The organism is Pararhodobacter sp. CCB-MM2 (genome assembly GCF_001691415.1).
Lineage (GTDB): Bacteria > Pseudomonadota > Alphaproteobacteria > Rhodobacterales > Rhodobacteraceae > Pararhodobacter.
In genome coordinates, this window is record NZ_LRRR01000036.1 from 15,136 (window position 1) to 41,194 (window position 26,059).

At 55.7% G+C, this 26,059-nt stretch carries 24 protein-coding genes and 9 pseudogenes; 14 read left to right on the forward strand and 19 right to left on the reverse strand.

Annotation, left to right across the window (positions count from 1 at the left end; all coding sequences use genetic code 11):
* Positions 1-2 precede the first annotated feature (2 nt).
* Positions 3-2,465, forward strand: a complete 2,463-nt coding sequence (locus tag BCY78_RS21610) for a glycosyltransferase (protein WP_158515985.1) — start codon at positions 3-5, stop codon at positions 2,463-2,465.
* 383 nt (positions 2,466-2,848) lie between these two features.
* On the opposite strand, the pseudogene BCY78_RS24905 reads toward BCY78_RS21610, so the two are convergent.
* Together BCY78_RS24905 and BCY78_RS24910 are read right to left on the reverse strand one after the other, a co-directional pair.
* Positions 2,849-3,133, reverse strand: a pseudogene (locus BCY78_RS24905) (IS5/IS1182 family transposase); the annotation flags it as partial.
* A 304-nt stretch (positions 3,134-3,437) separates the two neighbouring features.
* Complete coding sequence (locus BCY78_RS24910) at positions 3,438-4,574, reverse strand: DUF563 domain-containing protein (protein WP_139103266.1); 1,137 nt, start codon at positions 4,572-4,574, stop codon at positions 3,438-3,440.
* A gap of 240 nt (positions 4,575-4,814) precedes the next feature.
* Between BCY78_RS24910 and BCY78_RS26335 the strand changes: the two genes are divergently transcribed.
* Positions 4,815-5,018, forward strand: a complete 204-nt coding sequence (locus BCY78_RS26335) for an IS110 family transposase (RefSeq protein WP_139103267.1) — start codon at positions 4,815-4,817, stop codon at positions 5,016-5,018.
* On the opposite strand, the pseudogene BCY78_RS25715 reads toward BCY78_RS26335, so the two are convergent.
* From BCY78_RS25715 to BCY78_RS26055, 3 pseudogenes are all read right to left on the reverse strand, one after another.
* Positions 4,954-5,283 (reverse strand): annotated as a pseudogene (locus BCY78_RS25715) (ISAs1 family transposase); the annotation flags it as partial. The gene BCY78_RS26335 and the pseudogene BCY78_RS25715 overlap by 65 nt on opposite strands.
* Positions 5,270-5,374 (reverse strand): annotated as a pseudogene (locus BCY78_RS26340) (helix-turn-helix domain-containing protein); the annotation flags it as partial. The pseudogenes BCY78_RS26340 and BCY78_RS25715, both read right to left, overlap by 14 nt.
* A 120-nt stretch (positions 5,375-5,494) precedes the next feature.
* Positions 5,495-5,674: pseudogene (locus BCY78_RS26055) on the reverse strand (BrnA antitoxin family protein); the annotation flags it as partial.
* A 575-nt stretch (positions 5,675-6,249) separates the two neighbouring features.
* On the opposite strand from BCY78_RS26055, the gene BCY78_RS21630 reads away from it, so the two are divergent.
* Positions 6,250-7,713 carry a globin-coupled sensor protein gene (locus tag BCY78_RS21630; RefSeq protein ID WP_068305958.1) on the forward strand — a complete coding sequence of 488 codons (1,464 nt, stop codon included), beginning with the start codon at positions 6,250-6,252 and terminating at the stop codon, positions 7,711-7,713.
* A 275-nt stretch (positions 7,714-7,988) separates the two neighbouring features.
* Here BCY78_RS21630 and BCY78_RS24920 read toward each other — a convergent pair.
* A pseudogene (locus BCY78_RS24920) lies at positions 7,989-8,192 on the reverse strand (protein NO VEIN domain-containing protein); the annotation flags it as partial.
* Here BCY78_RS24920 and BCY78_RS24925 point away from each other — a divergent pair.
* A pseudogene (locus BCY78_RS24925) lies at positions 8,188-8,310 on the forward strand (integrase core domain-containing protein); the annotation flags it as partial. The pseudogenes BCY78_RS24920 and BCY78_RS24925 sit on opposite strands and share 5 nt — an antisense overlap.
* A 69-nt stretch (positions 8,311-8,379) precedes the next feature.
* Here BCY78_RS24925 and BCY78_RS21635 read toward each other — a convergent pair.
* From BCY78_RS21635 to BCY78_RS21645, 3 genes are read right to left on the reverse strand one after another with little or no spacing between them, the layout of a single operon-like run.
* A complete protein-coding gene (locus tag BCY78_RS21635) occupies positions 8,380-8,685 on the reverse strand; it encodes an acyl-CoA transferase (RefSeq protein ID WP_068305959.1) in 306 nt (101 codons plus the stop codon).
* Positions 8,686-8,707: 22 nt separating this feature from the next.
* On the reverse strand, positions 8,708-9,505 hold the full coding sequence (locus BCY78_RS21640) for a hypothetical protein (RefSeq protein ID WP_068305961.1): 798 nt from the start codon (positions 9,503-9,505) through the stop codon (positions 8,708-8,710).
* Between the two features lie 27 nt (positions 9,506-9,532).
* Positions 9,533-9,829: a hypothetical protein gene (locus tag BCY78_RS21645; RefSeq protein WP_139103269.1), complete on the reverse strand. Its 297-nt coding sequence runs from the start codon at positions 9,827-9,829 to the stop codon at positions 9,533-9,535.
* Between the two features lie 960 nt (positions 9,830-10,789).
* Here BCY78_RS21645 and BCY78_RS24930 point away from each other — a divergent pair.
* The 4 genes from BCY78_RS24930 (at position 10,790) to BCY78_RS21655 (ending at position 14,448) form a co-directional block, all read left to right on the forward strand.
* Positions 10,790-11,149 (forward strand): SPASM domain-containing protein, encoded by a 360-nt coding sequence (locus tag BCY78_RS24930; RefSeq protein WP_083195227.1) that lies wholly within the window; start codon positions 10,790-10,792, stop codon positions 11,147-11,149.
* Complete coding sequence (locus BCY78_RS24935; protein WP_083195228.1) at positions 11,150-12,400, forward strand: radical SAM protein; 1,251 nt, start codon at positions 11,150-11,152, stop codon at positions 12,398-12,400.
* Positions 12,387-13,220, forward strand: coding sequence for a sulfotransferase family 2 domain-containing protein (locus BCY78_RS24940; RefSeq protein ID WP_158515988.1), 834 nt, complete (start codon positions 12,387-12,389; stop codon positions 13,218-13,220). Before BCY78_RS24935 ends, BCY78_RS24940 begins: the two co-directional genes overlap by 14 nt.
* Before the next feature lie 214 nt (positions 13,221-13,434).
* A complete protein-coding gene (locus BCY78_RS21655) occupies positions 13,435-14,448 on the forward strand; it encodes a RimK family alpha-L-glutamate ligase (protein WP_139103270.1) in 1,014 nt (337 codons plus the stop codon).
* Positions 14,449-14,837: 389 nt separating this feature from the next.
* Here BCY78_RS21655 and BCY78_RS21660 read toward each other — a convergent pair whose 3' ends face one another.
* The gene (locus BCY78_RS21660) at positions 14,838-15,749 is read right to left on the reverse strand and encodes an ABC transporter permease (protein ID WP_233499463.1); all 912 of its coding nucleotides are present in this window, start codon (positions 15,747-15,749) and stop codon (positions 14,838-14,840) included.
* 195 nt (positions 15,750-15,944) lie between these two features.
* On the opposite strand from BCY78_RS21660, the gene BCY78_RS21665 reads away from it, so the two are divergent.
* Together BCY78_RS21665 and BCY78_RS21670 are read left to right on the forward strand one after the other, a co-directional pair.
* Positions 15,945-17,021, forward strand: a complete 1,077-nt coding sequence (locus BCY78_RS21665; protein WP_083195230.1) for a hypothetical protein — start codon at positions 15,945-15,947, stop codon at positions 17,019-17,021.
* Positions 17,022-17,034: 13 nt separating this feature from the next.
* Positions 17,035-17,688, forward strand: coding sequence for an ABC transporter ATP-binding protein (locus tag BCY78_RS21670; protein WP_068305981.1), 654 nt, complete (start codon positions 17,035-17,037; stop codon positions 17,686-17,688).
* 203 nt (positions 17,689-17,891) lie between these two features.
* Here BCY78_RS21670 and BCY78_RS21675 read toward each other — a convergent pair whose 3' ends face one another.
* The 4 genes and pseudogenes from BCY78_RS21675 to BCY78_RS24945 form a co-directional block, all read right to left on the reverse strand.
* Positions 17,892-18,659: a sulfotransferase family 2 domain-containing protein gene (locus BCY78_RS21675; protein ID WP_068305983.1), complete on the reverse strand. Its 768-nt coding sequence runs from the start codon at positions 18,657-18,659 to the stop codon at positions 17,892-17,894.
* Position 18,660: 1 nt separating this feature from the next.
* A complete protein-coding gene (locus tag BCY78_RS26275) occupies positions 18,661-19,380 on the reverse strand; it encodes a CatB-related O-acetyltransferase (protein WP_068305986.1) in 720 nt (239 codons plus the stop codon).
* Positions 19,381-19,763: 383 nt separating this feature from the next.
* On the reverse strand, positions 19,764-20,066 hold the full coding sequence (locus BCY78_RS21690) for a hypothetical protein (protein WP_139103272.1): 303 nt from the start codon (positions 20,064-20,066) through the stop codon (positions 19,764-19,766).
* Positions 20,067-20,532: 466 nt separating this feature from the next.
* Positions 20,533-20,796: pseudogene (locus tag BCY78_RS24945) on the reverse strand (IS3 family transposase); the annotation flags it as partial.
* Positions 20,797-21,024: 228 nt separating this feature from the next.
* On the opposite strand from BCY78_RS24945, the gene BCY78_RS24950 reads away from it, so the two are divergent.
* Positions 21,025-21,252 (forward strand): AbrB/MazE/SpoVT family DNA-binding domain-containing protein, encoded by a 228-nt coding sequence (locus BCY78_RS24950; RefSeq protein WP_083195231.1) that lies wholly within the window; start codon positions 21,025-21,027, stop codon positions 21,250-21,252.
* A complete protein-coding gene (locus tag BCY78_RS21705; RefSeq protein ID WP_068306002.1) occupies positions 21,242-21,646 on the forward strand; it encodes a PIN domain-containing protein in 405 nt (134 codons plus the stop codon). Before BCY78_RS24950 ends, BCY78_RS21705 begins: the two co-directional genes overlap by 11 nt.
* Before the next feature lie 40 nt (positions 21,647-21,686).
* On the opposite strand, the pseudogene BCY78_RS25385 reads toward BCY78_RS21705, so the two are convergent.
* Positions 21,687-21,827: pseudogene (locus tag BCY78_RS25385) on the reverse strand (ATP-binding protein); the annotation flags it as partial.
* Positions 21,828-22,257: 430 nt separating this feature from the next.
* Here BCY78_RS25385 and BCY78_RS21710 point away from each other — a divergent pair.
* Positions 22,258-22,602: a type II toxin-antitoxin system Phd/YefM family antitoxin gene (locus tag BCY78_RS21710; RefSeq protein WP_068306005.1), complete on the forward strand. Its 345-nt coding sequence runs from the start codon at positions 22,258-22,260 to the stop codon at positions 22,600-22,602.
* Between the two features lie 14 nt (positions 22,603-22,616).
* The gene (locus tag BCY78_RS21715; protein WP_068306008.1) at positions 22,617-22,901 is read left to right on the forward strand and encodes a type II toxin-antitoxin system RelE/ParE family toxin; all 285 of its coding nucleotides are present in this window, start codon (positions 22,617-22,619) and stop codon (positions 22,899-22,901) included.
* Between the two features lie 240 nt (positions 22,902-23,141).
* Here the strand turns inward: BCY78_RS21715 and BCY78_RS21720 are convergent, their stop codons facing one another.
* From BCY78_RS21720 to BCY78_RS21735, 4 genes and pseudogenes are all read right to left on the reverse strand, one after another.
* The gene (locus BCY78_RS21720) at positions 23,142-23,411 is read right to left on the reverse strand and encodes a hypothetical protein (protein WP_068306009.1); all 270 of its coding nucleotides are present in this window, start codon (positions 23,409-23,411) and stop codon (positions 23,142-23,144) included.
* A 104-nt stretch (positions 23,412-23,515) separates the two neighbouring features.
* Positions 23,516-24,856 (reverse strand): cell wall metabolism sensor histidine kinase WalK, encoded by a 1,341-nt coding sequence (locus BCY78_RS21725; protein ID WP_158515989.1) that lies wholly within the window; start codon positions 24,854-24,856, stop codon positions 23,516-23,518.
* Between the two features lie 76 nt (positions 24,857-24,932).
* The gene (locus BCY78_RS21730) at positions 24,933-25,601 is read right to left on the reverse strand and encodes a response regulator transcription factor (RefSeq protein WP_068306012.1); all 669 of its coding nucleotides are present in this window, start codon (positions 25,599-25,601) and stop codon (positions 24,933-24,935) included.
* 168 nt (positions 25,602-25,769) lie between these two features.
* A pseudogene (locus BCY78_RS21735) lies at positions 25,770-26,059 on the reverse strand (HlyD family type I secretion periplasmic adaptor subunit); the annotation flags it as partial.

Consider the following 26,059-nt stretch of genomic DNA (forward strand, 5'->3'; position numbering starts at 1 on the left):
GGATGCAGACTTACTACCTGGATCATCATCTGGACTTGGCACTGCCGGGCTGTGCTCTGCGCGACAAGAGCGGCGCAAACCTTGGGTATCTGGAAGAACTGCGCCTGTACCAAGGTCGGATTCACTTGAGAGGCTGGGCTCGGGTTCCGCGGCTAGGTATCCGCTTGGGAGAAACTCAAATCTGGCGCTCACCACACGACGAGCGCGAGGATGTTGCCAAGGCTCTCAACTTTGATCGTCATGTCGGGTTTCGAGCGAGCTTGCCCTATGATCACGGCCTGCTTTTGCTGGAGCTCGACACTCCCGAAGGGCGGGTGGAAATCCTGCACGATATGCGCGTGGAGAAAACGCGCCGGCGGGCATCGCGTGGACTAAGGCTGCGCTTCTGGCGTGACACACTCCCCATCGTCCCGATGATCCTTCGCGGTTTGTGGCGGAAGGATCCTGACTTGCCGCGGCGGATCAAAGCCGCTTTGCGCCTCGGCTTGCCTGCAAGCGAGCTGTCTCTCGACGCTGATTTTCTCGCGGCGGAAAGCTCGAGCGCGGCTCCCCGTCTGACGCCGAACGTCATCACCATCATCATGCCCATCTATAACGCCTTCGAGCTCCTCGAGGAAGCGTTGAGCCGCGTCGTGGCGCATACCGATCTGCCGTTCCACCTCGTGCTGATCGACGATGCGTCTCCGGATGACAGAGTGCGGCCGTGGTTGCGGGCTTGGGTCGAGAGCCTGCCTCCGACCACGCGGGTCGACTTGCTCGAGAACGAAACCAATCTTGGTTTCATTCAATCCGTCAACCGTGGCTTTGCCCATGCCCATGAGTTGGCGCTTCGAGGCCCGGTCATCCTTCTGAACAGCGACGCCATGGTTCCCGCAGGCTGGGCAAGTCGACTGACCGCGCCGTTGGAAGATCCGATGGTCGCGACGGCCACCCCCCTCTCGAGCGACGCTGAGATTTTCAATATCCCGATCGTCTGCGTTCGCTCGGAGCTGGAAGACGGGCAAGTCGACAAGATCGATGCTCTCTTGCAACAGCAGATCTCCGCTAGCGCCCCAGAAGTGCGCGCCCCAACCGGCGTGGGCTTCTGCATGGCCATGCATTGGCATTGGCTGGCGGACCTCGGCGGCCTCGATACTGTGTTCGGGCGCGGCTATGGCGAAGAGGTCGATTGGTGTCGCCGCGCCGTGGCAAAAGGGGCTCACCATGTCGCTGTTCCCAACCTTTTCGTGGAACATCGCGGTGGGGCCAGTTTTGGCCCTGAAAAACTCGCGCTGATCCAAAAGAACAATGCCGTCATCGCCACGCGCTATCCAGGCTACGACCGCTTGGTCCAGACCTTCATTCGAGAGGATCCCCTGATCACCGCCCGCATGGTCGGCGCTCTCGCATGGGCCGAGACGAACTCCAATCTGCCGCAGATCCCGGTCTATATTGCGCATTCGATGGGAGGCGGCGCTGAGAGCTACCTTCAGGATAGGCTTCAGAAAGAGGCGGTCTCGGTCGTCATCCGGTTGGGGGGTGCCTTCCGGTGCCGGATCGAGCTTGCAACGCCCCAAGGCCGATTGATTGCCAATACAGAAAGCTTGGAACTGGTGGAGAGGCTTCTGGCGCCGGTCACAAAGCGTAAAATCATCTACTCGTGTGCAGTCGGAGATTCCGATCTTGGCGAGATCCCAAGCTTCTTGACCACACTTGCGGTGGGGGCAGAGATGGACATCCTTCTCCACGATTATCTCCCGCTGAGCCCCTCCTATACGCTGCTCGACCAAGATGGTGTCTATCGAGGATTGCCAGATATCGCGACGCAGGATCCCGCTCACCGCTACCATCGTCCCAATGGGGTCATTCTATCGCTTGAAGCCTGGCGCCACGCGTGGGGTATGGCTCTCAGGGCAGCAACACGGGTTCAGGTCTTCTCGGAGGCAAGTGCTGCGCTTCTGAAGCAAGCCTATCCTGAGGCGGAAACCCGTTTGGTTGTCGCCCCTCATAGCCTCTTGCACCCGCTCCCCCAGCTCAGTGTCGACGAGAGTGCCGTGATCACGATTGGTGTTCTCGGCGCGATTGGGCCGCAGAAAGGGGCGGCGATCGTGGTTGCGCTCTCAGAAATGCTGTCTACGCGAGCGGATATAAACCTCGCCCTGATTGGCCGGATCGCTCCAGGGTATGTTCTTGCCGATAGCACTCAGGCTCACGGCACCTACGCGGTAGAAGATATTCCCCATCTCGCAAAGCGTTATGGGATTACGCATTGGCTTATCCCCTCCGTCTGGCCGGAGACGTTTTCCTACACGGTTCATGAATGCCTCGCGACAGGCTTGCCCACCTTGGCCTTTGATCTCGGTGCCCAGGGTGATGCGGTGCGAAAGGCAAAGAACGGCACGCTCCTGCGGTGGTCTGCTGATCAATCCGATCCTGAAACGCTGGCGCGCAGCATTCTGGAGGCCTTGGGCGCGAAAGAGGACTGACAGGTGTAGAGCGTCAACCACCTTGGCCGGTTTTGATCGCTGCGTTTTTCGGTGATGCTACGGTGCGGTTTGCTCCTCGAGCTTCTGCGCCTTTTGAACCACGCAGCCGGATCAGTGAGCGAAATCAATCCGGCCAGATCACGCAGGAACGCGCAGGTGTATCAGACGCTCCCTGAGGCCGGCTTTGATGCCGTTACTGATCTGGCACGTTTTAATTACATAATATTCCTTAAGAGACTTTAGCTTGCAGAAGCGGAAATTCTGTATGGAACCATAAGCTTGCGTGGGTGACACTGAATGGGGCGCTGCCGCCCTCACCTGACTTTTGAAGAACGCCGGAGGAGCGCGAACAGCGCCCGGGTCATGGAAAATTAGGGCAGACCCCAGTGGGTGCCCCGCCCCCGATCGACATGAATCCATCGTTTTGACGAAACTTGCATAGGCCTGACTTGACCCGCGCTGACGAAGAGGCGGATCAGACAACCCTGGCTGTCGCAAATCGCGTACAGCTTCGTTTTCATACCACCTTTGGTACGATCAATCAGGCGCCCGCGTCCCCTATTTGATGCCTAGACTGGACGCCGTGCGATGAGCCTGAGGTAGGTCGCGTCAATCATCACCGCCTTCTCCTCGCCGTGATCCGCCGCCAGACCGATCATCATCTGGGCGGCGCATCATCTGGCAGGCCAATCCTGCCTCCCTTCACCATCTCGAACAATTGAGGGCGGCCCAGTTTGTGGGAGCAAGAAACATAAGAAAGAGAGAGCAACATGATATTTGAGACCACGATTCTTGGGATAGATGTATCGCGTGACTGGCTGGAAGGGCTTTGCCTTCCCAGCCATAAGTGGCCCCGTATAGAGAGGGATGCCTAAACATTAATATTATGAGCGCATGTGACTTTAAGTGCGTCGAAATTATCGATCCGAGTCGCTCAAGGCCATTTGAAGGCAAGTATCCAACCGTCTAAAATCACATTGCGGCAGCATCCATTCTATCAATAAGCTCGATCAATTTTTCTTCATTGACTTCCATATCGGGGCCGTCAGGCGTTGCGACGATAACACCGTATGGGCAGCCGATTGCTTGAGCGATACGGTAATAGGAGGGGCTAAAGTGACCTTTCCTGAAGATCTCTACGAATTTGGTGCCTTCGCGAGCAAAGGCTAAGTTGGCGAAACCTGCACCATGTGGACCTACAATAAATTCAGCGTCTGCAAACGTAGAAACTTGATCCGCGATTGATAGCTCGGAGAGAGTGACCACCTCAAACCCTCTTGCGCTAAGCATATCAATCAATGAGCTTTCATTCCTGATACGGCGTATATTCGCATCCTTCCGAGAGATGTAGAGGCGACGACCTCTCGGCTCTGACGCTGCACGCTTCATTACAGGCAGAACCTGATTTCTAAGAAAAGAGAGTTTACTTCTCGATATATCCAACGTTGGGCTCATAGCCGATGGCAAGTACAGACTGTCAAAAAAATGCACCCCAGCTCCGAGAGTCTGAAAGTCTCGACCGAGTAGCGTAAGGGTATCTCGCACGAAACCCTTTGCAGTATCAGGCAAGATAAGCGGCGCGCAGATACTCGTTTCGTCCAACAATCCGAGGCGTGGCAATATGTCGATAATCCAATGATAGAAATTGTGGTGCCATGCAGGTAGCAGCATCACACCACATTCCTGCCGACTGCGCACTCGACGAAATGGCAGCGTGAGCATTGGAACCGCGTATTTTGGGTTGTCGAATGTTTGGTCGCCACAATAGTGCGTCAGTAACATGCCTGCTCGGGCAACATGGACGCCACGGCCGAGATCCACCTTCGCTTGGCTCAACGCAGCCACGCCATATGTCCATTTTGCGTCATGAGGATACGACGCCTGCAGCTTCCGCTTGTAGATTTCGCTTTCCCTATCGGCAGCGCAGGCGACTGGCCAATCAGATGCTGGGATTACTTCATTTTTCTGCAGCAACGGGGCGAAACCTGCAGTCTCTGGGTCTTGTAGAGAGAGCGATCTTTCAATTTTTCCACGTGTGAGCCCCATGACCCGATCCGTAGACTGCCACACAGAAACTGCGCTTTCTCTTAGGGTATCTTTGATGCTCACTGGACCTCACCTGCGTTGAACAGCGACTGGTAAGACGTAAGTCTGTCAGATTTTTGGTCTGGCGGTCCTGTCTAGATGGAACCATGACAGCCTGCGTCGTATGTCGAACTTGAATGACTATGACTATAGTTCAAGAATTGATGCGATGGGTGCTGATGCTGTAGCCGCCCCGACAGCATTACTCAGTCGAGGTGGGATAGCAACAATCCGAATTGGGAGGCGGTCACGTCGGAGATTTTCATGGTCGGTCTCGATCTGGCGAAGAATGCGTTTCATGTGTGCGGGGCTGTCGAGTCAGGTCGGGCAGTCCTGCGCAAGAATGCGGGACTGAATCAGGTACTGGCGCTCTTCGGGGACCGGCAGGGTAATCGCATATGGCTCATGCAGCTGTTAAAACATTCAGAACGCTACGGAAGAAGTTGTGATCCCAACCTGCTCGCTTGAGCTTGATGGGGAGTGATCCCTTCTGCGTGTCCCTGCGCATGACGTCGAGAGCACGGCGGCGCAGGATGGCGATATTGCCTGGGCCGTTATCCTTCCGATTTCGTACGGCGTCTTCGCGGAACGACACGTCCAGCTGCCAGTGCAGGCTGTTCTCGATGGCCCAGTGGGCGCGGACGGTCGCGAACAAGATCTCCGGCGTCTGCACCCAAGACAGGGCGAAGTGCTGCGTCTCCGAGGTTCCCCGCCTCTGCTCGCTGGATCGTGCGGACTTGAACGTGCGTCCGCTCTTTAAGCTGCTCTTGTGTCAGTCCAGGCTCGTCTCGGCGCTCCCTGATAGCGTGACGATTAAGGGTCATGGATCATCTCCGATTAAGCTTCCTCGAGACCAATCCGCTCAGAATCTCACCCGACAGTGCGACGACTTTAACTCGGCATCAAGGCGACAAGAAAAGCCGACAAACACACGACAGATTTGATCATCCCTGTCCCGCAGCCAGCCTCAGCGCCCAGTTCATCCGCGCCTGCCAATCCGGCCCTTCCGCGTTGAAGCGGGACACCCTTTCGGGAACGAGGCGTAGGGAAACAGCCACCTTTGGGCTCCCGGCTTTCGTGTGGCCACCTACGTTTTTGCGCATCTTCTCGGCCAGCGCAGGGAATGCTTCGGAGCAGGGCTTCGCCTAGGCGAGCTGGGCGTCGATGGCCTCAGGTACATCGGGATCGCTTGCAATCATCGCCTGAACCTGGGTTTCGCTGATCGGCTTCTTGGTCATAACAGTTCCCTTTCCTTGCGGTTGACCGGGCGCATCGAGGCCACAGAAACGCCTTCGGCTCCCAAGACGGCGAGAACGTCGGCAGGCAGACCGCTCCGGAGCTTCCGGAACACCCGCTCAAAGCCGCGCCTTGCCGGATCCATACGATCCTGACGGAATACGTCCTATGCCGAGAAATTCTGGCCGCTTAAGTCAGCGGGTCGTTTGCCATCCGCCCTCTTATTGTCTGTCTTTCTGGCAATCAATGTTGGCGCTAAAGTGCGCGATTTCGTTGATCAAGGGATAAATTATATCGGCATGGTCCTTCATGAAGGCAATTGTAGAGCTCACATCGCGCCGCAATGAAGTGGCCGAAGCAACTAATGAAGACGTACAAAAGACCGTGAATCCCAGCGGGAGTTAGGAAAAAAGCAACATTTCCGATGTGTATTTTGCGCATTGACCCAACATGGTAGAACCTCATGAGTAACACCTTCTCCGCGAGCGTCGAATTCTTCGACTTGGGCCACTCGTCAGCGAAGTCTCTTGCTGCTGCGCGTCGACATCTTCTGCCCTACATGGATCACGTTCTGGATCAATTCTATGAGAAGCTCAAAACCAATCCGGAGCTGGTTGGCTTCTTCGTGTCGCCTGAACGCATGCAGATCGCCAGAGAAGCTCAGAAAGCGCATTGGCTTCGACTTCTAAGCGGTGAGTTCGACAGCGAGTACTTTGCCTCGATTGATCGTATTGGTCGGCGCCATGCTCAGATCAACTTGCCGTTGAAGGTCTACCTCGGCGCCTATGCTTTTGCCTCAAGCCGCCTTCTGGAAATTTTGATTACCAAGCAGTCCACCGGCCGCAGAGCGCTTGCCATCAACCAGATCGGAGGCATGGTTTCCGCGGTGAACCGCGCCTTTGCCTTTGACATCCAATGTGTCACAGACGTCACGCTGCGTGTCTGGAACGAAGAGCTTGAAGTCGCCTTCGAACATTTGGGCCATGCCATTGAACAGCTCGAATACGGCAATTTGTGTTATGAAATTCCTGGTCCAGAGGTCAGCGACTACCCGGTACGCTACGACCCCGTTCGTCAGAAGTTGAACGCCGCTGTCTTGAGGCTCGGCGGATCGTTCGGGCAGATCGGCGCGCTGATGGAGAGCTTGGCGCGTAAGGCGCAACAAATTTCCACGATGAGTGAGGATCACGCAGCGCGCACCAGTAGCCAGGCGGCGTCGCTTGAGGAGACTGCGGCGGCAATGCAAGAGATTACCCGCTCTGTCGAGGCTTCCACTAGACTGACAGAAAGCTCACAGAAGGTTGCGACGGCGGCGGATCTGGATCTGAACGATGCCTCTAAGACGGTCGGGCATGCCTCCGAGGCCATGGATGGGATCCGGGAGTCGGCGCAGCTCATCGGAAGAATTACGCAGATGATCGAGGATATAGCATTCCAGACCAATCTCTTGGCGCTGAACGCCGGTGTCGAAGCCGCGCGTGCAGGAAGAGCTGGGGCCGGATTTGCGGTAGTGGCAACCGAGGTGAGGAGCCTCGCCGTTCACGCAGGTGACTCAACGAAGCAGATCAAAGATCTGATCCGGAAAAGCGGGGAGCAAGTAGAGATGGGCGTTGATTTGGTCAATAAAACTGGAAAGAAGCTGATGAATCTTGTTGGCAAGTTCAATGAAGTTCAAGGTCTGGCAGACGAAATCGCACAAAGCGCCTCGAGACAATCCAACGGGATTACTGAGATCAACACAGCCATCAGTGATCTAGATAAAATTACCCAACAGAACGCAGCAATGGTTGACGAAGCCCTACATCATACTGCAGAGATGCAATCGGACTTGGCCCGGCTGATTCAGATGCTTGATGGCTTCGAGTTCCGTGCCGCACACGATACTCCTCAGGAGGCGCCGCTGCTTCGCTTGGCGAGCAGCCGTTAGATGAGCGATGAGAGCCGTGGTGAGGGCGACGGGGGGTGCTTGCGGGGAGGCAAGCGCCCCCCGTTTGTTTTGGCGGACGCATTCAGACGTTTCTTGAAAGAAATCATAGCCTTCGGCCAGGATAGTTGAGTTTGTGGCGCGGCGCCTCCCCAGAATTGCGCGTAACGTTCATAGTGGGAAGGTCACCCAGCTTTGGTCACGCGGACGACCCCTAGTTAAGAGCGTCGACGCGCGACATGCCGCAATTGAACCCCCTGACACCCGCGTCGCTGACAGTGAGAACTCGCCTGAAAGGACGTCGCGGTCAGCGAGACATGCGCGTCCAGCGGCGGGTGCAGCTCACATGCTGTCGGCTCGCGGACGACGCTCCATAGGCGAAACAACGACCACTCCGAGCACCGCTCCTCGGCCAAGGCCAGCTCGTTGCGGCTGATGTGGAAAGGCGTACGTTCCCAGCCATTCGTCGTCTTTACCCAGATCCTGATCGAACGCTGGCGCCGGCACTACAACACGGTGCGCCCGCATAGCTCTTTGGGATATCGCCCACCAGCACCAGAAAGCATCGTGCCAGTAGGCCAAAGGCCCACAATGCACTAACTTTTGAACCGGACCACTCAAGTGGGGCAGATCAGCTTCCAAGTGGACCGTCTCCTGTTGTTGGATGGGTCAGGCCAGTGGATCGGCCGTGGTGTAGTGTAGAATGACCGGGATCACGGCCGCCTTCAGGCTCGCCGCGCCCTCGACCCAGTCACAGAGCCTGCCCAGCGTGCGGTCGGCGGCGTCACGTACGGTGCCCTGCACGACAGCCTCGATCTCGGCGCGGTGCTGGTAGTGATAGCGCAGCGGCGACAGCGTCACCTTGGGTTCCCCCGGCTCGCCGTCGCGCAGGATCAGCAACCCCTCGGCCGGGACGCGCTCGGGCAGCACGTCACCCCGCAGCGCGGTGCGGATAGTTTCGCGGGGCGTGGGCATAGGAACTCCAATGCAGCAACGCTCAGTAGCGCCGATGCGCTCGAACCATTACGCCTACGGGCATGCCTTGGTCCCGGTCGAGCGCAACGACAACGCGGGTTTTCGGTTCTTTCAGGACCTTGATCGCCTCAAAGAACGATGTATCCGCAGGCAATGTCCGAAAACCCATACCGACCGCAGGGTCGGTCAAGACATCCTCGATCGAGTGGTCATTCAGGTCGATAAGGCCATCGAATTCAAACGCCTTGAGCGTAAGGTAATTTGACAATTGTTGGTGTGAAAACGCCGCTGTGGCTTGGCCGTCCTCGACACAAACAAACGCCGCACAGCTCTGCGCTTCTTCTCTGCAAAGTTCTATCAAGCTCGTGGCTCTTGAGACGACATAGAACCGCGGGTCTGCTCTGCTCGCGAGACTTACCGGTGCAGATCCCGACAGGTTCGGCCGCGAACGCATGACGATGTTCACCGTCGCATGATGCCGCATCCAATTGGCAGTGACTTCGCACCGAAGTTCCACCAACTTGATGATCTTCGACTGAATGTCGGGGACGTTCATGTCCAGAATTGGCTCGTGATGCGCAACCCTGTTCCGGAACCGGTTGATCTCCCTTACCAGCGACTGGATTTCATGACGCCCTTGGTCGTGGGACAGGCCTGGAAACGCGATATTAGACTTGGTTCGCCACAGATCAGCGTATTCATTGCGAAACAGGTTGGACCAGAAGTCGAAGGTGAGCTCGGCAATCACCTTCCCGCGCTCGTTAGACCGAGCTCTTTCCATTGCCTTGTCCAGAGCCCCTAGGCTCTCCGGGGTCAGCACGTTATTACGGAAGTCGCCATCCTGGTGTCATTCATCTCCATGAAGCTGACGAAGGACGCCATCCACGGCGTTGCGCAAGGTCACTTCTGCGACGCTCAAAGGGAACAGGAACGATTTCGCAAGCTTTGCGTTGTACAGGTAGAGTGCGAAGGCAAAATGCTCGTTTCCCGCCGCTTTTGTGAGGTAGGTTGCGAATCTTGGCTCAGAAAGCGATGCCTTGAGTGAAGTGATCGTTGCCGCATCGTACGGGTATGGAACTTGACTCTCAGCCATAGCGGCGGCACATATCCTTTCAGAGCAGTCGAACTGGCCCCACTGGCTCATGCTACGCGTCGTCGACATCAGATTAAGGCACCAGGTCGGGCGAGCCCCCACCTGGTGTTTCTATTTTGGCGACTTTGTTTCGCATTTTCAATGGCTCACTCATCGCTCGGATATCGGCCGCCGGCGCCGGAGGCTGTCCACTGGCCGTCTCGCCGGCGGGGATCAGCCCCGCCGCAGGCATCCGCATTGGCACGGATACCTGTCACGCACTAAGATTGATACCGGACCACCCGATAGGGGCAGGCCAATGTCTCGATGACCTGCTGGCGGTGGTGCGTGAGTTCCTGAACCCGAGCGTCCCGCGCTCGGGGCTCGACCGCGGCCTTCGGCAGGATGCTGGCCGAGCATCATGAATTTCCCGGGCTCACGGCATTCGGCCAGATCACGACGACGCCCGAGATCGATGGCAGGACAAGTTCTGAGACCAGGATACTCGCGTAGTCCTTGTTGCCTTTGCCCGAAGTTCTGCTGGCCATCATTTGCGCCCACTAGGCGATCCAGAACGCGCTGCACTGGCAGCTCGACGTGTTATTCCGCGAGGACGCGGCGCGCAATCGCAAAGACGCCGGCCCGGCAAACATCGCCATCTTCTGCCGCCGCCCGCTGAACGTCATTCGGCACGACACATCAAAGGGCACTCTATCGGTCACATCCATGAAGCGTCAGAGGGCAGGCTAGAACGAAGCCTTCCTTTGCAGCATACTGACGGAGTTGCCAGCCGATTGAGCCAAACGCGGTTGCCCTGACGGATGTGGGAAGGCGGTATTGGGGAGTTCCTACGCGAAGAACAGTGTGACCCCAAAGTCATCGAGAGCATCATGCCCGACGAGAAGAGCCGCTGAGGCAAGACGGACTTCGACTAAACCTGACCATAAGCGATCATTCCATGGGCTTTCTGCCCTATAGTTTCGAAGCTAAATTACTAGATGAATTCAGTAAATTAAATGAAAGTGATGTGTGATGGACAATGAAACACCGGAAGAAACATTAGATCGCTGCCCTTACTTCCACAGAACAGCGGTGATAATGGTCGACGGCGAAGTTGTCAGCTGTGCAAATTTCTATGCTGAAAGTATTGGCAAGCTAGGAAATGAAGGCAATCTTCCAGAAATATGGAATAACGATCGCTTCCAAGATCTGAGGCAATCTTTCGGCACGATCAATGAGTGGAGTCAATGTAAATCTTGCTGGTTCCGAGAGGCAGGGTACGCTCGGCAGCGAGATGAATGGCATAGCGGATTGGCTCCGAACGTTGAGGCGAAATCCACTTATAGTGAACGCGCATGGGATTTCACCAGATTCTTAAAGGGTGGACGCTAAATGATCTCGGATATAGCCATCAAGGCACAACGCATCCGGCATGCACTAGGTAACCTAAGGCGCACCACCTTCCCAAAGGACGGTGAAGAAATCGGCGGGTGCAATCTAGTCTTCGGCCCCTATAGGTGCGAAGAGGGCTTTCGAATTGTTGAATTTGATGTGACGGTCTTCGATCCGGGCCAAAACTACAACTATAGCAAACTGTACTTCTCAACAGAACCCGGTCATAAATTCGATGAATCTAAAGTACTGTGCTTCAGGGTCATAAAGAAGGACGAGACTGAGTCAATCCGGGTTCTCCTGCCGGAGAATGCGATCTCCAGCGGCTTCATCCTCCTCAGGATAGATATTCTGCCCTACAGCAAGGGGACAGCCCATGTTGATAACGTTCGCTTCCTTCCTACCAATGATGCATCACCAGCGAGCCAGCGCGCGCGCAGGATGGCACTTAAGAACTGGACACGAGCGCAAGTTGAGGAAAGCGAAGCTATGGGCCGCGGATTGCTTCCTCACCAACCGGAATCTCTAAGCCTCGAACTGACTGCAGGTTGCAATCTAACATGCCCACATTGCAGCAGCCACGGTACGGCTGAAGAGCATCGAAAAAACAACCGGCTGCAAGCATTCGACCAAAATATGCTCGATCATCTGGCCGCGAGCACATTCCCCTCGCTAACACTACTAAACCTTGTCGGCCGAGGGGAGCCAATGATGGTGGCCCTACCTCTCTGGAATAGACTTATCGAGCACCTCTCCGAACACGACGTCCTAATAACATGCGTAACAAACGGCACATTCATAAAGCAGCGCCTAACCTCTGAGCTTCTCCCATTGATAGATACATTGACTTTCTCAATTGACGGGATGTCCGATGATGTATTCTCAAGAAATCGTGGCGGCCTTCGCCTGTCAAAATTTATGGACAATCTATCCAGCTACAACGAACAAAGACGAAGTGCACATCTCGCGAGAACACCAAAATTAGGCCTCTCTTGGACACTGATGAGGAACAATATTCATCAATTCCCTGACTTTGCCCGCCTAGCGATCAAGCTTGAGGCTGACCTGCTTTATGTTCGCCATCTTTTTGTCTTCCATGAGAAGGATCGGTCAGAGTCTCTAATATCGTCTCCCGATATCTGCAACAGGTACCTAAAGGAGGGCTATGACATTCTTCGAGGCTACCCCATAAAATTGGATGCGATACCTCTATCCGAAACAAGAAAAGATAACACGCATGAAATTTCTTGAGATTGACGGCAAGAGGATTCATGCTCTCAACTGGGTGAATATTTTTAGACGCGGTCGCCCCAGAAAACCAATTGTTTTCCTGCACATACCAAAGACTGCAGGGCAGACCATTTTCCATCAGATCGCTGCGCGAGTTGGTATCGAAAACGTTTGCCCCATTCGAGATCTTCCCATGGCGGAGCCGGGAGAAACGCATCTACCTCCGGGGTATGCGTTCTACGGAGGGCACATAAATTGGCATGACATTGATCAGCTAGAAGATCCTTTCTCATTCACTGTTCTTCGCGATCCTCGAGAAAGGATAGGGAGTCTGTATTTTTACCTCCTCCAGAAGTCTAGGGAAAAAAGAGATATGGACAGCAATCTCTTGAAGTATCGAGGTGAGAAGCTGATTCTTGAACTTTCTGCAGATGATTATTTTTTCGGAAACGATCTGAATATGCGGATAAATATTGCCGAGACGTACGATAATTTCTATACAAGCTATTTTGCCACGAGACGCGTGAGGGGGGCTGCTACGCTGAAAAGCCTGTCACCCGCAGACAAAATCTCCTTAGCACTAAAGGGTGCAGCGCAGATTTCATCTATATATACCGTAGATCGCTTGATTGATCTGGAAAGCGATCTTCGGTCAAAGCTTGGCTCCACCGTTAGCATTGTCGGCAATATTAACAATCAGGGACCACACAAAGGCCAGAAGTATCGCTGGAAGTCTCTCGTGGATCTCTTCGAAAAAGACTGCAACATTCGACGGATGGAGGCCTTCGTCGCCCAGGATCTTGCGGTGATGGAGAAGCTCACAATTCTAAAGCGCATCTGATCGCTGGCTTCGACTGCACCGTTGCGTCAGACTTTAGGGATAACACCTCCTGAATTCAGCCTTAGGAAGCAGCCACCCTTGCAGATGATGGAGGGCTGATACAGACTCGGCCCTGAGCTTTTCAAGAAGCAACCATGCCACCTCAGGGATGTGGCGCCTAGATACCAACCGCTGACTCTGGCCATAAGTAAGAAGCCAGCAGGGAGAAGGCCAAATGAAAAAAATAAGAGTTGGGTTGCTATGCGGCAACGATATTTCGACGAAACTCGAGCCCACGCAAAATAATCCCGTCAATGTCGAAGGAAATAACGATGCATGGAAGTTGATCGATCAAAAGTCAGATATCGAGTATGCGCGCCTTCACATAACAAAGAACTACCTTAAGCAAGGCAGGCGATGGGACCTAGACAGCTTCGACGTCCTCTTCAATGCGATATCCGATTATGATCAAAACCCAGGAACTCTATCGGTCATTGAGAAGATAGCCAAGGGGACGAGCACGCCAATCCTAAATGCTCCCCAAAAGATCAAGATGACCACACGAGATGCTGTCTCCAATGCACTGGGGAAAGCCGAAGACATCTATACACCCACAACGAGGCGGGTGCCCAACGCCACTGCAGATCGGCTCTTGAGGGCCATTGACGATATGGATGCGGACTACCCCTTTATAATTAGATCCGCCGGCACGCACACGGGTAATATTATGAACCTTGTGAGTTGCGCCGATGACGTGGCCAAGCTCACCATATCCAAGCGCGACACATGTTACGTCACGGAGTTTGTCGATTTCAGGGATAGGAATGGATATTTTCGAAAATTCCGCGTTTTCTGTATTGGTGGCAACATCATCCCCAGGCATGCCCTGAGCGGCGAAACCTGGAACATTCACGCTGCAGTCCGCGGCGAGGTGATGCGGAGCAATCCGTCACTCATAGAATTCGAGAAGAAATTTCTCGAGACGTGGACCTGCATCCCCAACTTGCACAGCAGTATCCAGAAAATTCGACGCAAGCTTCGCTGTGAATATCTGGGCATCGACTTCTCCCTGAAGGCAGATAACACGATGCTCATATTTGAAGCCAACCCTGTAATGAATTTTTTTCCCTTCTCGGACGATATCGCCTTCAGTTACTCGAAATCGATCATCCCGAATGCGATACAGGCTATGACGCATCTGATCGGAGACGCCCTTTCCATGCCGCGAGGTACAGAGAGGGCGATTTAAGCTCTCCTCTGGACGCTCTCCTTCGTAGTAGTGCGTGAACACCCGCTGCCGTGGCGCATTCGTTGCCGCCAGGGCCCGCCCACCCCATCGGTTACCGTGAAGGCATTCTGGAGCCCGGAGAAACGCGGTTTATCGCTGGCCTGCATCACAGCTCTTGTCTTCGGCAGCGTCGTCGCGTTGCTGTGAATCTTGACCCGCATGCCGCTCTACCGGCCCGTACCACGGCCAGAACCCAGCATACCACGAATAACGCTGACCGAAGAGGTGCCAGGTGATCATTCGGGATGGCACAACGCAAGCCGAACCCTGACAATATGACAGCCTACGGCCCATCCCTGCCGGGGATGCCGCCCGCGCCCATGGTGCGAGGTCGCCCGCACAAGCGGCGCTCAACGGTTGAGAAGATCGCGGTGATATCGGTGGAGCAACAATAGCCCCAAGGCCATCGGTATGGTGATGCAAAAGCCTACATAGAGCAAAGAGATGTAGTCCGGACGATAGAGTGGATAGAAGCCAACCCGGATCAACCCTGTCAGATGTAGAAGCGGATTATACCACAGCGCATTCTGGGCTTCGTCAGGCATGTCATCGTAAAGGAGGATCACTCCTGAGATCAGGAACAGCGGACGGGTAATGATTGCCCAAAGCTGCTGCCACACCGGGAAGCGCATGAACAGATAACAGTTCAAGCTCGCCACGCCGAGACCGAGCAGCGCGGCTAACACCAGCGCCTCAATCACCGCACCCCAGCGAAGGACTGGGCTCAGGCCATCATAGAGAATGATCCCCCACAAGATGAGGATTGTCACACCGAAGAGGACAAGACTGTTGAGGACAAAGCGCGCAAGGATGGCATCCCCCCATGTCACGCGCGGATAGCGCAGCAAGGGCTTGGAAAAGGCCAAAGCATTGCCGACCTGCCCACCTAACACGGTGAACACCTGCAAAATCATGAAGCCTGTGGCTTTGAAAAGAAGGAAGCTCGTCCCCAAGGGCGGCGTCCCCGCCATATAGGAGTACACGATGCTGAGAATGATGATCATGCCCAGTGGCTCCAGGATCGCCCAGAGATAGCCGCCCGGCGTCCGGCCATATCGGGTCGACATTTCACGCAACATGAGCGCGGGGATCGCACGATACCGGATCGCGAAATCGTGCGAGCGCGCCACGGGCGCGGTCGGCAAATCTGACATCACGGCTCTTTCAAACAGGCTGCGGCACGGGTAGTGTCGAGCGTAATTGCCGCGCAGCACGCTGACAAGACCTCGGAGCAGAGGCCTTGGGACGACGGCGTTGGGCATCTCACAAATCGAGCCCTTCTTATGACGACCCCTCCCGCCCCGCAACAAACACCTCAGGCGGTGCCCTCCGCGAAGCCGCAACAGCCTGCTCCGCCTCCCAAAGTTGGTCCCGCTCCAGTCAAGACCGTGAGTTTCGACCGACCTGTTGCAGGGCGTGCCCGCCTGAAGCGCCGCCATCGCGGCTTGTTCCTGAGCATGCTCGTTGTGATCGGTCTGCCTGTCCTGCTGACAACGCTGTACCTGGTGGTTTTTGCCCAACCCCAATTTGCCTCGCAGGCCGGCGTCACAATACGCCGAGAGGAAGGTGGTTCCGCCAGCGAGCTGATGGGCGGCCTGGGAAGCCTGTTGTCCAGCCCGGCGCAAGGAAACGCTGACCTCTTGTTTGAATATGTGCAAAGCCAAGAGATTGTCGAACGGATCAGCAATCACTTCGATTTGCGAGCGCACTACGGGCAAACATGGCCATGGGACCCCGTCTACTCGATCTGGCCCTCCGCCACGATTGAAGATCTGCACTCGTTCTGGAACCGGATGGTTCACATCACCTACAACAAATCGTCAGGGCTGATGCTGGCGGAGGTGCGGGCGCGCGATCCCGGCAGCGCGCGCGACATCGCCAGGTTGATCATTTCGGAAAGCGAATTGATGATCAATCGGCTGAACGAAGCGGCTCGCAGCGATGCGACCCGCAATGCTGAAATGGATCTCCAGGCGGCTCTTGAACGCCTTCGCCGTGCCAGTGAAGCGTTGGCGAGCTTTCGCGCACGTACTCAGATCGTCGACCCACAAGCCGATCTCGAGGTCCGAATGGGTGTGCTCAACACCTTGCAGCAGCAATTGGCAGAAGCCTTGGTCGAGCATGACATGCTCATAGCTCAAACGACCGAGCAGAATGATCCACGTTTGCGACAGCTGCAGCGTCGCGTCGAGGTGATCCGCAATCGCATAAACGCGGAACGCAATTCCTTTGCCAGGGTCAACGCAACACAAGATGGTATCGATTACCCTGGAATTCTCGCACGTTACGAAAGCCTTCGGGTTGATCAGACCTTCGCGGAAGCGACCTATCAGGCAGCAATGGCCGCGCTTGATGCTGCTCGCTCCAACGCAGCCCGGCAAACACTGTATCTTGAGGCCTTCATCCAGCCCAGCACTGCAGAGAGAGCCGACTATCCCCGCACATTTGTGATCATTACGCTGACCTTGGCCTTCGCTACACTCGTGTGGTCGATCATGGCGCTCGTTTACTACAGCCTGCGGGACAGAGGGTGAGTCCTACCCCGCCATGATCAGATTTGAGAATATTTCCAAAGGGTTCTGGATCAAGGGAGAGTATACTCCCGTCATTCGGAACCTCAACCTGACACTGCCCAGCAATCGCTCTCTCGCATTGCTGGGCCGCAATGGCGCAGGGAAATCAACCCTCCTCAGTATCGTTGCAGGAACCCTGCGCCCCGATAGCGGCAAGATCTATAGCGACGGTAGCATCTCCTTCACGGTCGGCTACGCCGGAAGTTTCCACGGAGATATGACGGGCGCTCAGAACACCCGCTTCGTCGCGCGCATCTACGGTGTCGATAGTGATGAACTAACCGCCTTCGTTGAGGATTTTGCCGAGATTGGCAAACACTTCCACATGCCTGTCCGCACCTATTCCTCAGGGATGAAGGCCCGCCTCGCCTTCGGTGTCTCCATGGGGATCCCCTTCGACACCTATCTCATCGATGAAGCAACCGCGACAGGGGATGCGCGTTTCCGAGCCAAGAGCAAGGAGGTCTTCAAACAGCGCATGGCCCAGTCCAGTGCCATCATGGTGAGCCATTCGATGACGGATATCCGTGCCTTCTGCGATACAGGGATCGTCCTCAACAAGGGGCAGATCGAAGTCTTCGATGACATCGAAGACGCGATCAAACGTCATGAAGAGATCCTGCTCTGAAAAACCCTATAGAGCGTCATCTCCCCTTGACCGCTACCGACAGACCCAATTGGTCGATTTCTGCGCCGGCTCTAGCAACGCCACCCTGCCGCCCGCGTGGACTAATTTTGCATACCCGTTCTCAGCGTGTACGAGAGATCGCCTGGACCTCGGCCCTGTAGCTCGCAGAAGGGGGCAACAACATCAGAATTGCCCCCTTGGGGTCACGCGAGTAGCCCCAGCCTCTCCATGAGTCTGCGATCCGTACGAGCAAACCGCTCCAACTGGTCGCGCGTCTCATCGCGTTGCAACTGGGCCAAGAGCTTCGGCCAACGAGCAGCCCCCGAGCCCTCAGGGCCCGCGTTGACGTAGCGACCGGTCAACTGAACCTCAAAACCAAACCGCTCCTTCAGGTCTCTTTCAAGGCGCCCCAGATCTTCAACTGTGTAAATCGCGTCGATTGCTTCGGCGCCCTCAAGAGCACGCGCCAGAAGCTCTTCCTCTGACAAGTCGACCACACGCGAGTATCCACGGATCTGCCGTGTGGCCAGGTAGCTGCAATAGGGCGAGTGATAGTGATCCACGATGAACTTCTGCCAATGAGCAGGGCCATTCATGAAGTAGTCGTCGGGGGATTGTTCAAGCGCCATACGCATCCCCGTCCGCGTCGGACTGGCAAGCTCGGCCGCCGACAGACCTTCAGCCTGCCGGCGAATGTAGAAATAAAACGAGGCTATTCTCTCGAGCGGGTCCCGAAAAACCGTGAACACGAACCGCGGCTCGGGCACCGTGTCCAAGGCCTCCCAGTCGATGTGGCCAGAGTACAGCCGATAGCCAGCGGGAAGCTGTGCTTCTCCCCGAGGCGCTTGCGTGTGAACCCTGACCGGAGAGACCGCCGCGGCTCCCATGACCCGTGTCAGCTCGGAATGGATCGTTTGTCCCGCTGTTTTGGGGATGTGCAAGAAGACAATGCGCGCTGAAAGTGCAGGCACCTCAGTTCTCCCTCAAATCGACGACATCGGGCGTGAAGGGCTCAACATCACCCATCTTGTGCAGGCCTGCGACAAACCCCTGAAGGTCGCTGGGGTCGAGATGTTGAAGTTGCCACGGAGCAAAGCGCCACCATTTCAAACGCAAGAGCGGTGAAATCAGATGTGCCGGCACCCGGAGTTTCTTGATGACTGCCGGGTTGCCCGCAACAACCGAATAAGGGGGCACATCCTTGGAAACAACCGCGCCTGCGGCAACGATCGCGCCATCTCCGATCGTGACGCCCGCCATGATCTGCGCCCCATGCCCGATCCACACATCATTGCCGATCGTCGTCACCTTCACCTTCGTGGGCGGGCCGGTGAACGAGAATTTGTAGGAATGATACTCTTCGGCGCCGGCAAAACCATCATGCAGGCCGAATAGGCGGTCGCCCAAATAGAAGGCAGGGCTTGTCGAAATCCAGGTCATGGGATGGTTCTGCCGACCGATGTGAACATCCTCACCGAACGAGCAATACCGCCCGATTTTGGCAGCAAAACAATACCCTGAAACCTGATAGGAAAATGCCCCCAACCGCACCATATGGACATATTCTGTCCATTTGAGACTCGATGGCGCTTCAATGACCGTATTGCGCGGCAGTGGGATCTTCCCCCCTGCCCGCTCCAGCACTTCAATGCCCCGGGCCCGCAGCCATGACAGAGAAATAGGGTCGCTCATCTTGGGTCATCCTCCAGAAAACGAGCCGCTTGCGGCCCTTCGAGCATGCCTCCTTTGCGACAGATAGGCTCCAAGGTCAAAGTCCATCTCTCCCGTGTCGGCCTTGGAGCGGAAATCTTGGTGCGCATGGAGACCTCCGCCCTCGTCTCGCGGAAGTCTGCCCATGTTCTCAAGAAGTGGTTCGGCAGGCTTGCGAAGCACTTGGAGAGGTCACCAAGGAGCATCTCGGCGATCTCAATGTGCCCCCCGAGCGGCAAAGTGAGGAAGCGGCGATGAATCCTCCAGCTCGGAACATTTGCGTACCAAGGCGGGTCTGCCACGATCCACAAGGCAGAGCACCCACCGCATTCCCGCCTGTCCGAGATTTTTGCTCTACAGTCACCTCAAGCAACGGCAGTCATGATCTTCAGCAGCAACCAGATCAGTCCGACGCCAACAGCGAGAAACAGCGCGATCTTGAGGAGCCCGAAGGCGAGCCGAATAACCGCCGCGATCAACAAGGCCACCAGCCCCAAGAGCCTCGAAACTGCGTAAGTCCCCACGAAAGCCCCTGCGCCGATCCCAGCCAATCCCCAACCCACGACTGCAAAGGCGGAAAAAGCAAACAGGGCGCTGCAGACCGCGATGCCCGCGGCCAAAAGACAAAACCACATTGTTCGCGTAATACGCGAAAACCAATCATTCATACTGTCGGCTATGCCATCAAAGACCGTATCGTTTTGGGTGAAAATACTGGGCTTAGGGGAGGCAGCAGGGCGTGCGGGACCGCCTCGAGGAGGCGCGGCTTGGGATCTATGAGATTTCCCCAACTCTCCCATCGCTGTGCCGCCAGAGTATCCAGTATTGAGACCCGTCAAATAATTATGGAACTCTTTGTCTGTGGAATCATGTGTTGGCATCAAGACCCTCTTCTAAAAAGCTAAATCTCCGATCGACACCGGGCTACTTGTGACCCCCCGGAAGGTAGTATGGCTGCGTGCTCAACAGCTTCGGCTTGAGTTTGTGTCAGTCTTCCTTCGCCTGCAATGACGACTGGGTGCCGAGAGCTGATTGTGAAGTTGTTGACTGTAGAGCCAGCCATAGCGTCTGCTTAGATTGGCACAGCCAGTTCCGCCCCCCCCTCTTCACAGGCGATTCAGCTCCCAGCGCCAGCTTGCCCCGGATGATGCCTTGAATACCCATGTCCTTCATCAGCCTGGCGACTGTGCAACGGGCGACATCGAAGCCTTCCCGATCCAGCTGACGCCAGACCTTGCGCACGCCGTAGACCCTCCAGTTCTCCTCGAACACGCGCTCGACCTCAGGCCGCAGGACTGCGTCGCGCCGGGCACGATCCGACAACCGGGCCGGATCGGCGCGCTTCGCCAAGCGATCATAATAGGTGGACGGGGCGATCTGTAGCACCCTGCCGATCGGACGTGTAGTGGATCGCCTTGGCGACGGGGTTGTGCTTCGACATTCGGGCGTGTTCGGTTCGCAACCCGTCGTGCAAGTCCTAGACCATTGGGCGCACGAGCCGCTGACGGGCACCAGGACACATTCCGACTGGGTGAGCTCAACGGGACGATGCTCATGCAGACCTTGCGAGTTGAGCAATTATTGGATATACATTAGACAATGGATATCCAAGCGCGGAGTCAATTTATGCTGGTCGCGAAATGGGGCAACTCACTCGCCGTTCGGCTTCCGGCGGACCTGGTCCGCGAACTGGGCTTGAAGGAGGGGGACCAGGTCGACCTCCACCGCGACAAACAGGGCTTTAGCGTCGCGCGGCGGCGCCGCGCCGACGAGGTCCTGACTGACCTCGCACGGTTCCGAGGCCGTCTTCCCGCATCGGACCGCCTGAGCCGCGACGAGGCGCATGAGCGGTAGATTCTTCGACACGAACATCATCCTCTACCTTCTCGATGATGGCCCAAAGCGGGACGTGGCCGAGAAGCTGATCGCCGAAGGTGGAGCGATCAGCGTGCAGGTCCTCAACGAGGTTCTGGTCAACTGCCTGCGCAAGGCGAAAATGACCTGGGACGAAGCCGGAGAGTTTCTGGACGGTATCCGCGAGATCTGCTCTGTGGTGGACCTGACGCCGGAAATTCACGACATTGGTCGGGCTCTCGGTGCTCGGTATCAGCTCGCGGTGTATGACGCGATGATCGTCGCAGCGGCCCTCCAGAGTGGTGCTACGCAACTCATCAGCGAGGACATGCACCATGGTCTGGTCGTCGAGGCGTCGTTGGTGATCGATAATCCGTTTCTGGGCATAGACTGAGAGATCGGCGCGTCGACACCACTGCCCAGCCTTTCTAAAATCAGGACGCATCTGTAATGAGTACCGTCCACGCCAGCGCTCGTGCGACTTCAGCTTGTTCGCGTAGTCGGTAGCTCTCGCCGCGGATGGTGAGCACGTGGCTGTGGTGCAGCATCCGGTCGAGGATCGCGGTGGCGACGACGGCCACCCTCATCGGCGGCGAAGATCTCGATTGGTGAAACAATTGAAGCGCATGCCATAAGGCAATGCCTTACGACCATTTGCTCAATCAGAGCAGACGGCCTTCACCGCAGGCTTACTCTGATTTTCCAGAAGCGCTACAACATCTACTACACGCTCCGAGACGACACCGTCTCCGTGCTGTTCATCTTTGATGGGCGGCTGGGGTCAATCAGGACATCGAAGAGCATGGGCTCGATAGCGATGACCTTATCAAGGGCGAGTAATTGCGAAGATCAAAGCCTTTGTTGAGACCTTTATCGACGGGGTTGATTAAAGCAAATAGCTACTTGCTAGCAAATCGCTATCACACATCCGCGAGAGCAGCCAAAAATTTGCAAAATCAGCCAAACCAGCTATAATGGACACATTAGCTACTAACTAGCGAGTCTATGACCATGAAGACCATGACTGCCGTGGAGGCCAAGAACGCCTTCGGGCGCTTTCTTGAAGCCGTACACCGCGAGCCGGTAGCGGTGACAAAGAACAACCGCGAGATTGCGGCGATGTTCTCAATGGAGGACATCCACTCCCTTGCAAGTGCATTCCTTGCGGTGCCACTGAAGGAAGACGTGGAAGCTGGTAGGCTGAACGTGATTGAAGCTATGATTCAGCAGATCAGCCTCAACAAGCGCCTCGAGGCAAACCGGAAAGCCATTGCGGAGGGTCGCGGTGCGGTTGCCGACGAAAGCTACTTTGCTTCACTCCGCGAGCGAGCACAGAGCCGTATGTCCTAATCCCCTGCCCTAGCATGAAGAAAGCGACCGTAATTTTTGGCTCGAGCGTCGATGCCGCGATCCGGGATATGATTGACTACGTGGAGCTGGATAGCATCCCCACGGTCATACGCTTCTTAGAACGTGTCCAGCAGCGACTTGTCGGAACACTCTCCACCTTCCCTGAAAGCGGAAGTCCCTTTCAAGGAAGCGTCCGCCTCTTTGTCGTTGAGGGTTATAGCTTCCTCTACGAGTACCACCCGGAGAGGAACGAGGTGCACGTCCTTGAGATGAAGGCACCTGGAATCGACTGGCGATAGCTGAACACGTCATCGCACCAAGTTCTCAAGAAGTGGTTCGGCAGACTTGCGAAGCACTTGCAGAGGTCATCAAGGAGCACCTCGGCGATCTCAATGTGCCCCCCCGAGCGGCAAAGTGAGGAAGCGGCGATGAATCCTCCAGCTCGGAACATTTGCGTACCAAGGCGGGTCTGCCACGATCCACAAGGCAGAGCACCCACCGCATTCCCGCCTGACCGAGATTTTTGCTCTACAGTCACCTCAAGAAACGGCAGTCATGATCTTCAGCAGCAACCAGATCAGTCCGGCGCCAACAGCGAGAAACAGCGCGATCTCGAGGAGCCCGAAGGCGAGCCGAATAACCGCTGCGATCAACAAGGCCACCAGCTCCAAGAGCCTTGGAACGGCGTAAGTCCCCACGAAAGCCCCGGCGCCGATCCCAACCAATCCCCAACCCACGACTGCAAAGGCGGAAAAATTAAACAGGCCGCTGCAGACCGCGATGCCCGCGGCCAAAAGCAAAAACCACATCGTTTTGGTGCCGAGAGCTGATTGTAAAGTTGTTGACTGTAGAGCCAGCCATAGCGGCTGCTTAGATTGCCACAGCCAGTTCTGCCCTCCTCTTCACAGGCGCTTCAGCTCCCAGCGCCAAAGCGAACACGCACCATCGTACCCGCCCCTTTATCGCTGCGGATTGACACCTCCGCCCTAAGGAGTTTTGCAAGCGTCGCCACAATCGAGAGGCCCAGTCCAGCTCCAGACCGTGAAGACCGAGCTGCGTCTTCCTGAACAAATCGTTCGAAGACTTTTTCAACCATCTCCTCGGAAATACCGATACCCGTATCTCTCACACTCAGGACAAGACCGCCTTGCAGGCGCTGAGCCTCAAGCGATACAGTCCCACCCGCCGGTGTAAATTTGAGCGCATTCTCAATGAGGTTAATCAGAATTTGCCTCAGCAAAAGGGTATCCGTTACCCAGAGCAGACCATCCTCAGTGCCAACCTCAAACCTAACGCTCTTCTCTTCGAATGCCGGCAAGTAGATGTCATAGAGATCATGCAGGAGCCCATCTATGCGACAGGGCAGTAGGTCAACAGGACAGACCCCATTCTCGGCCTTCGCTAAGTACAGGACGCGATCGACCAGATGGGACAAATCTTCAAGATGCGTGGCAATCTCGAGAACACGATCACGCCCCAGTTCGTTCAAATCCGCATCGTCCAGAACACCGTCGATCTCGTGAGAGATACGAGAAATAGGTCCTCTGATCTCATGGGCGACATTATTCCCATAGGACTTCAGAGCGTCATAAGAATCCTCGATACGATCCAGCAGCCGGTTCTGGCTCTGCGCTAAGATATGAAGCTCCGTCGGCAACCGGTCATGCCCAACCCTCAACGCCAGGGTCTCCGGAGAAATCCGTGACATCTCATCGGCGAGCTTACGCAAGGGCATCAGAAGCTTGCTGACGAGAACCGCTTTGAGCAAACCTAGCAAGATCACAGCCACGGCAAAAACCAGAACAGCTCTGCCAAAAAAATAGGCAAATGCTTCTTCATCCTGAGTCAAATTGGCCCCCATGATGATCTCAACATCAACCGGGCCTCTGTCGTCGTGAAGTGTCGTAACGTGCCTGTACACGAGAAAATCAGAACCGCTCTGGGGAGTTACATAGTCAAATTCCCCTGCATCAATGCCCTGCAAATCCGAGCCTGAAAACTGCTCCGTAAAGCCCGGGGTTTCTACAACATAGGATAGGCACGAACAGTTCAACTGGATCAAAAGCTCACGTGGTGTCGTGACTTGCTCACTGATTTCATGATGCAGCTCCCCCGAGCCCAGGTCATCCACAGGAAGCATCGCCGTAATCACGCCAAGACGCTGATACATCACCTGCTTCTCTTGGCCGACCAAAAGACTCCAAGTCAATTCACTCATCAAAAGTATGGCCACGAGAGCCATCAGGATCGTCATGGAGACGTTGCTGAGGATGATCGTTCTAGTGAGTGACAAACGCGACCTACGCCACCCCGGGCGAAACTTCATGATATCAGCGAAGGACATATCCACGCCCGCGGACTGTATGCAGAAGCTTTTCCTTGAAGCTTTCATCAACTTTCGCACGCAGACGCCGTATGCAAACATCAACCACGCTGCCATTGCTGGTAAAGTTCATGTCCCAAATACTTTCGAGAATAAAATCGCGACTGAGCACTTGTTCTTTATTCTCAAGCAAAAGAACGAGGAGCATGAACTCACGGTTCGTTAAACTGATCGTTTTTCCATCTCTCTGGACACTGTGCTTGCCCACATCAAGGACAAGTCCTTTATAGGAAAACGTCGTTGCCAAATTCAAACCGACGGAGCGCCGCAAAATCGCACGAGCGCGAGCCGATATCTCGCCACTAGACACAGGTTTGACGACAAAATCGTCAGCGCCGCAATCCAAAGCTGCGATCCGCATGTCTTCCGAGTCTAGTGCGGATACGATCATGACCGGGATCTCGATATCTTCATTTCGGATCAGCTTGAGGAAATTCAGGCCACCGAGTTTGGGGAGCAGAAGGTCAAGAATGATGAGCTTGTAGGACTCTTCATACAAGCGATCCAGCGCCGCAACACCGTCGGACTCCCATGTGACCGAATATCCCGCGCTCTCCAAGCCCCGTTTGGTGCCGGTGGCAATATACGAGTCATCTTCAACCAACAGTATTTTCATTGCCCTCGCAGCCTCCCGGAATGCGCTGACCCTCGTTCATCAGCGGCGCTCGATCAGGCCCCACTTTCACGACACTTGTCTCGTTGCTTTCCACGCAACACGCTGCGCACCCGTTTCTTCATCATCAGGGCTGAATCTGGTTCAACTGTGCCTTGATTTCGACGAAACCTAGTCCTCGGTCATGGCGCGACGCATGCTGTCGATGACGGGTTGGAGGAGATACTCGACAGGCGTGCGCGCGCCCGTCTGGATGAACACCTCGACCGGCATACCGGGCACGAGCGTGAGCGGCTCGGCCCCTTCAACCACGGGCAGGCTGACTGTCGTCGAAGCCTCGAAGCCCGGGAAGCCCGTCTCGGGGTCAAGTGTGCTGGCGGCTGCGACGTAGGACACCTCCCCTTCCAGATCCGGCGTGGTGCGCTGATTGAACGATGTCAGACGCAAGCGGGCGGGCTGGC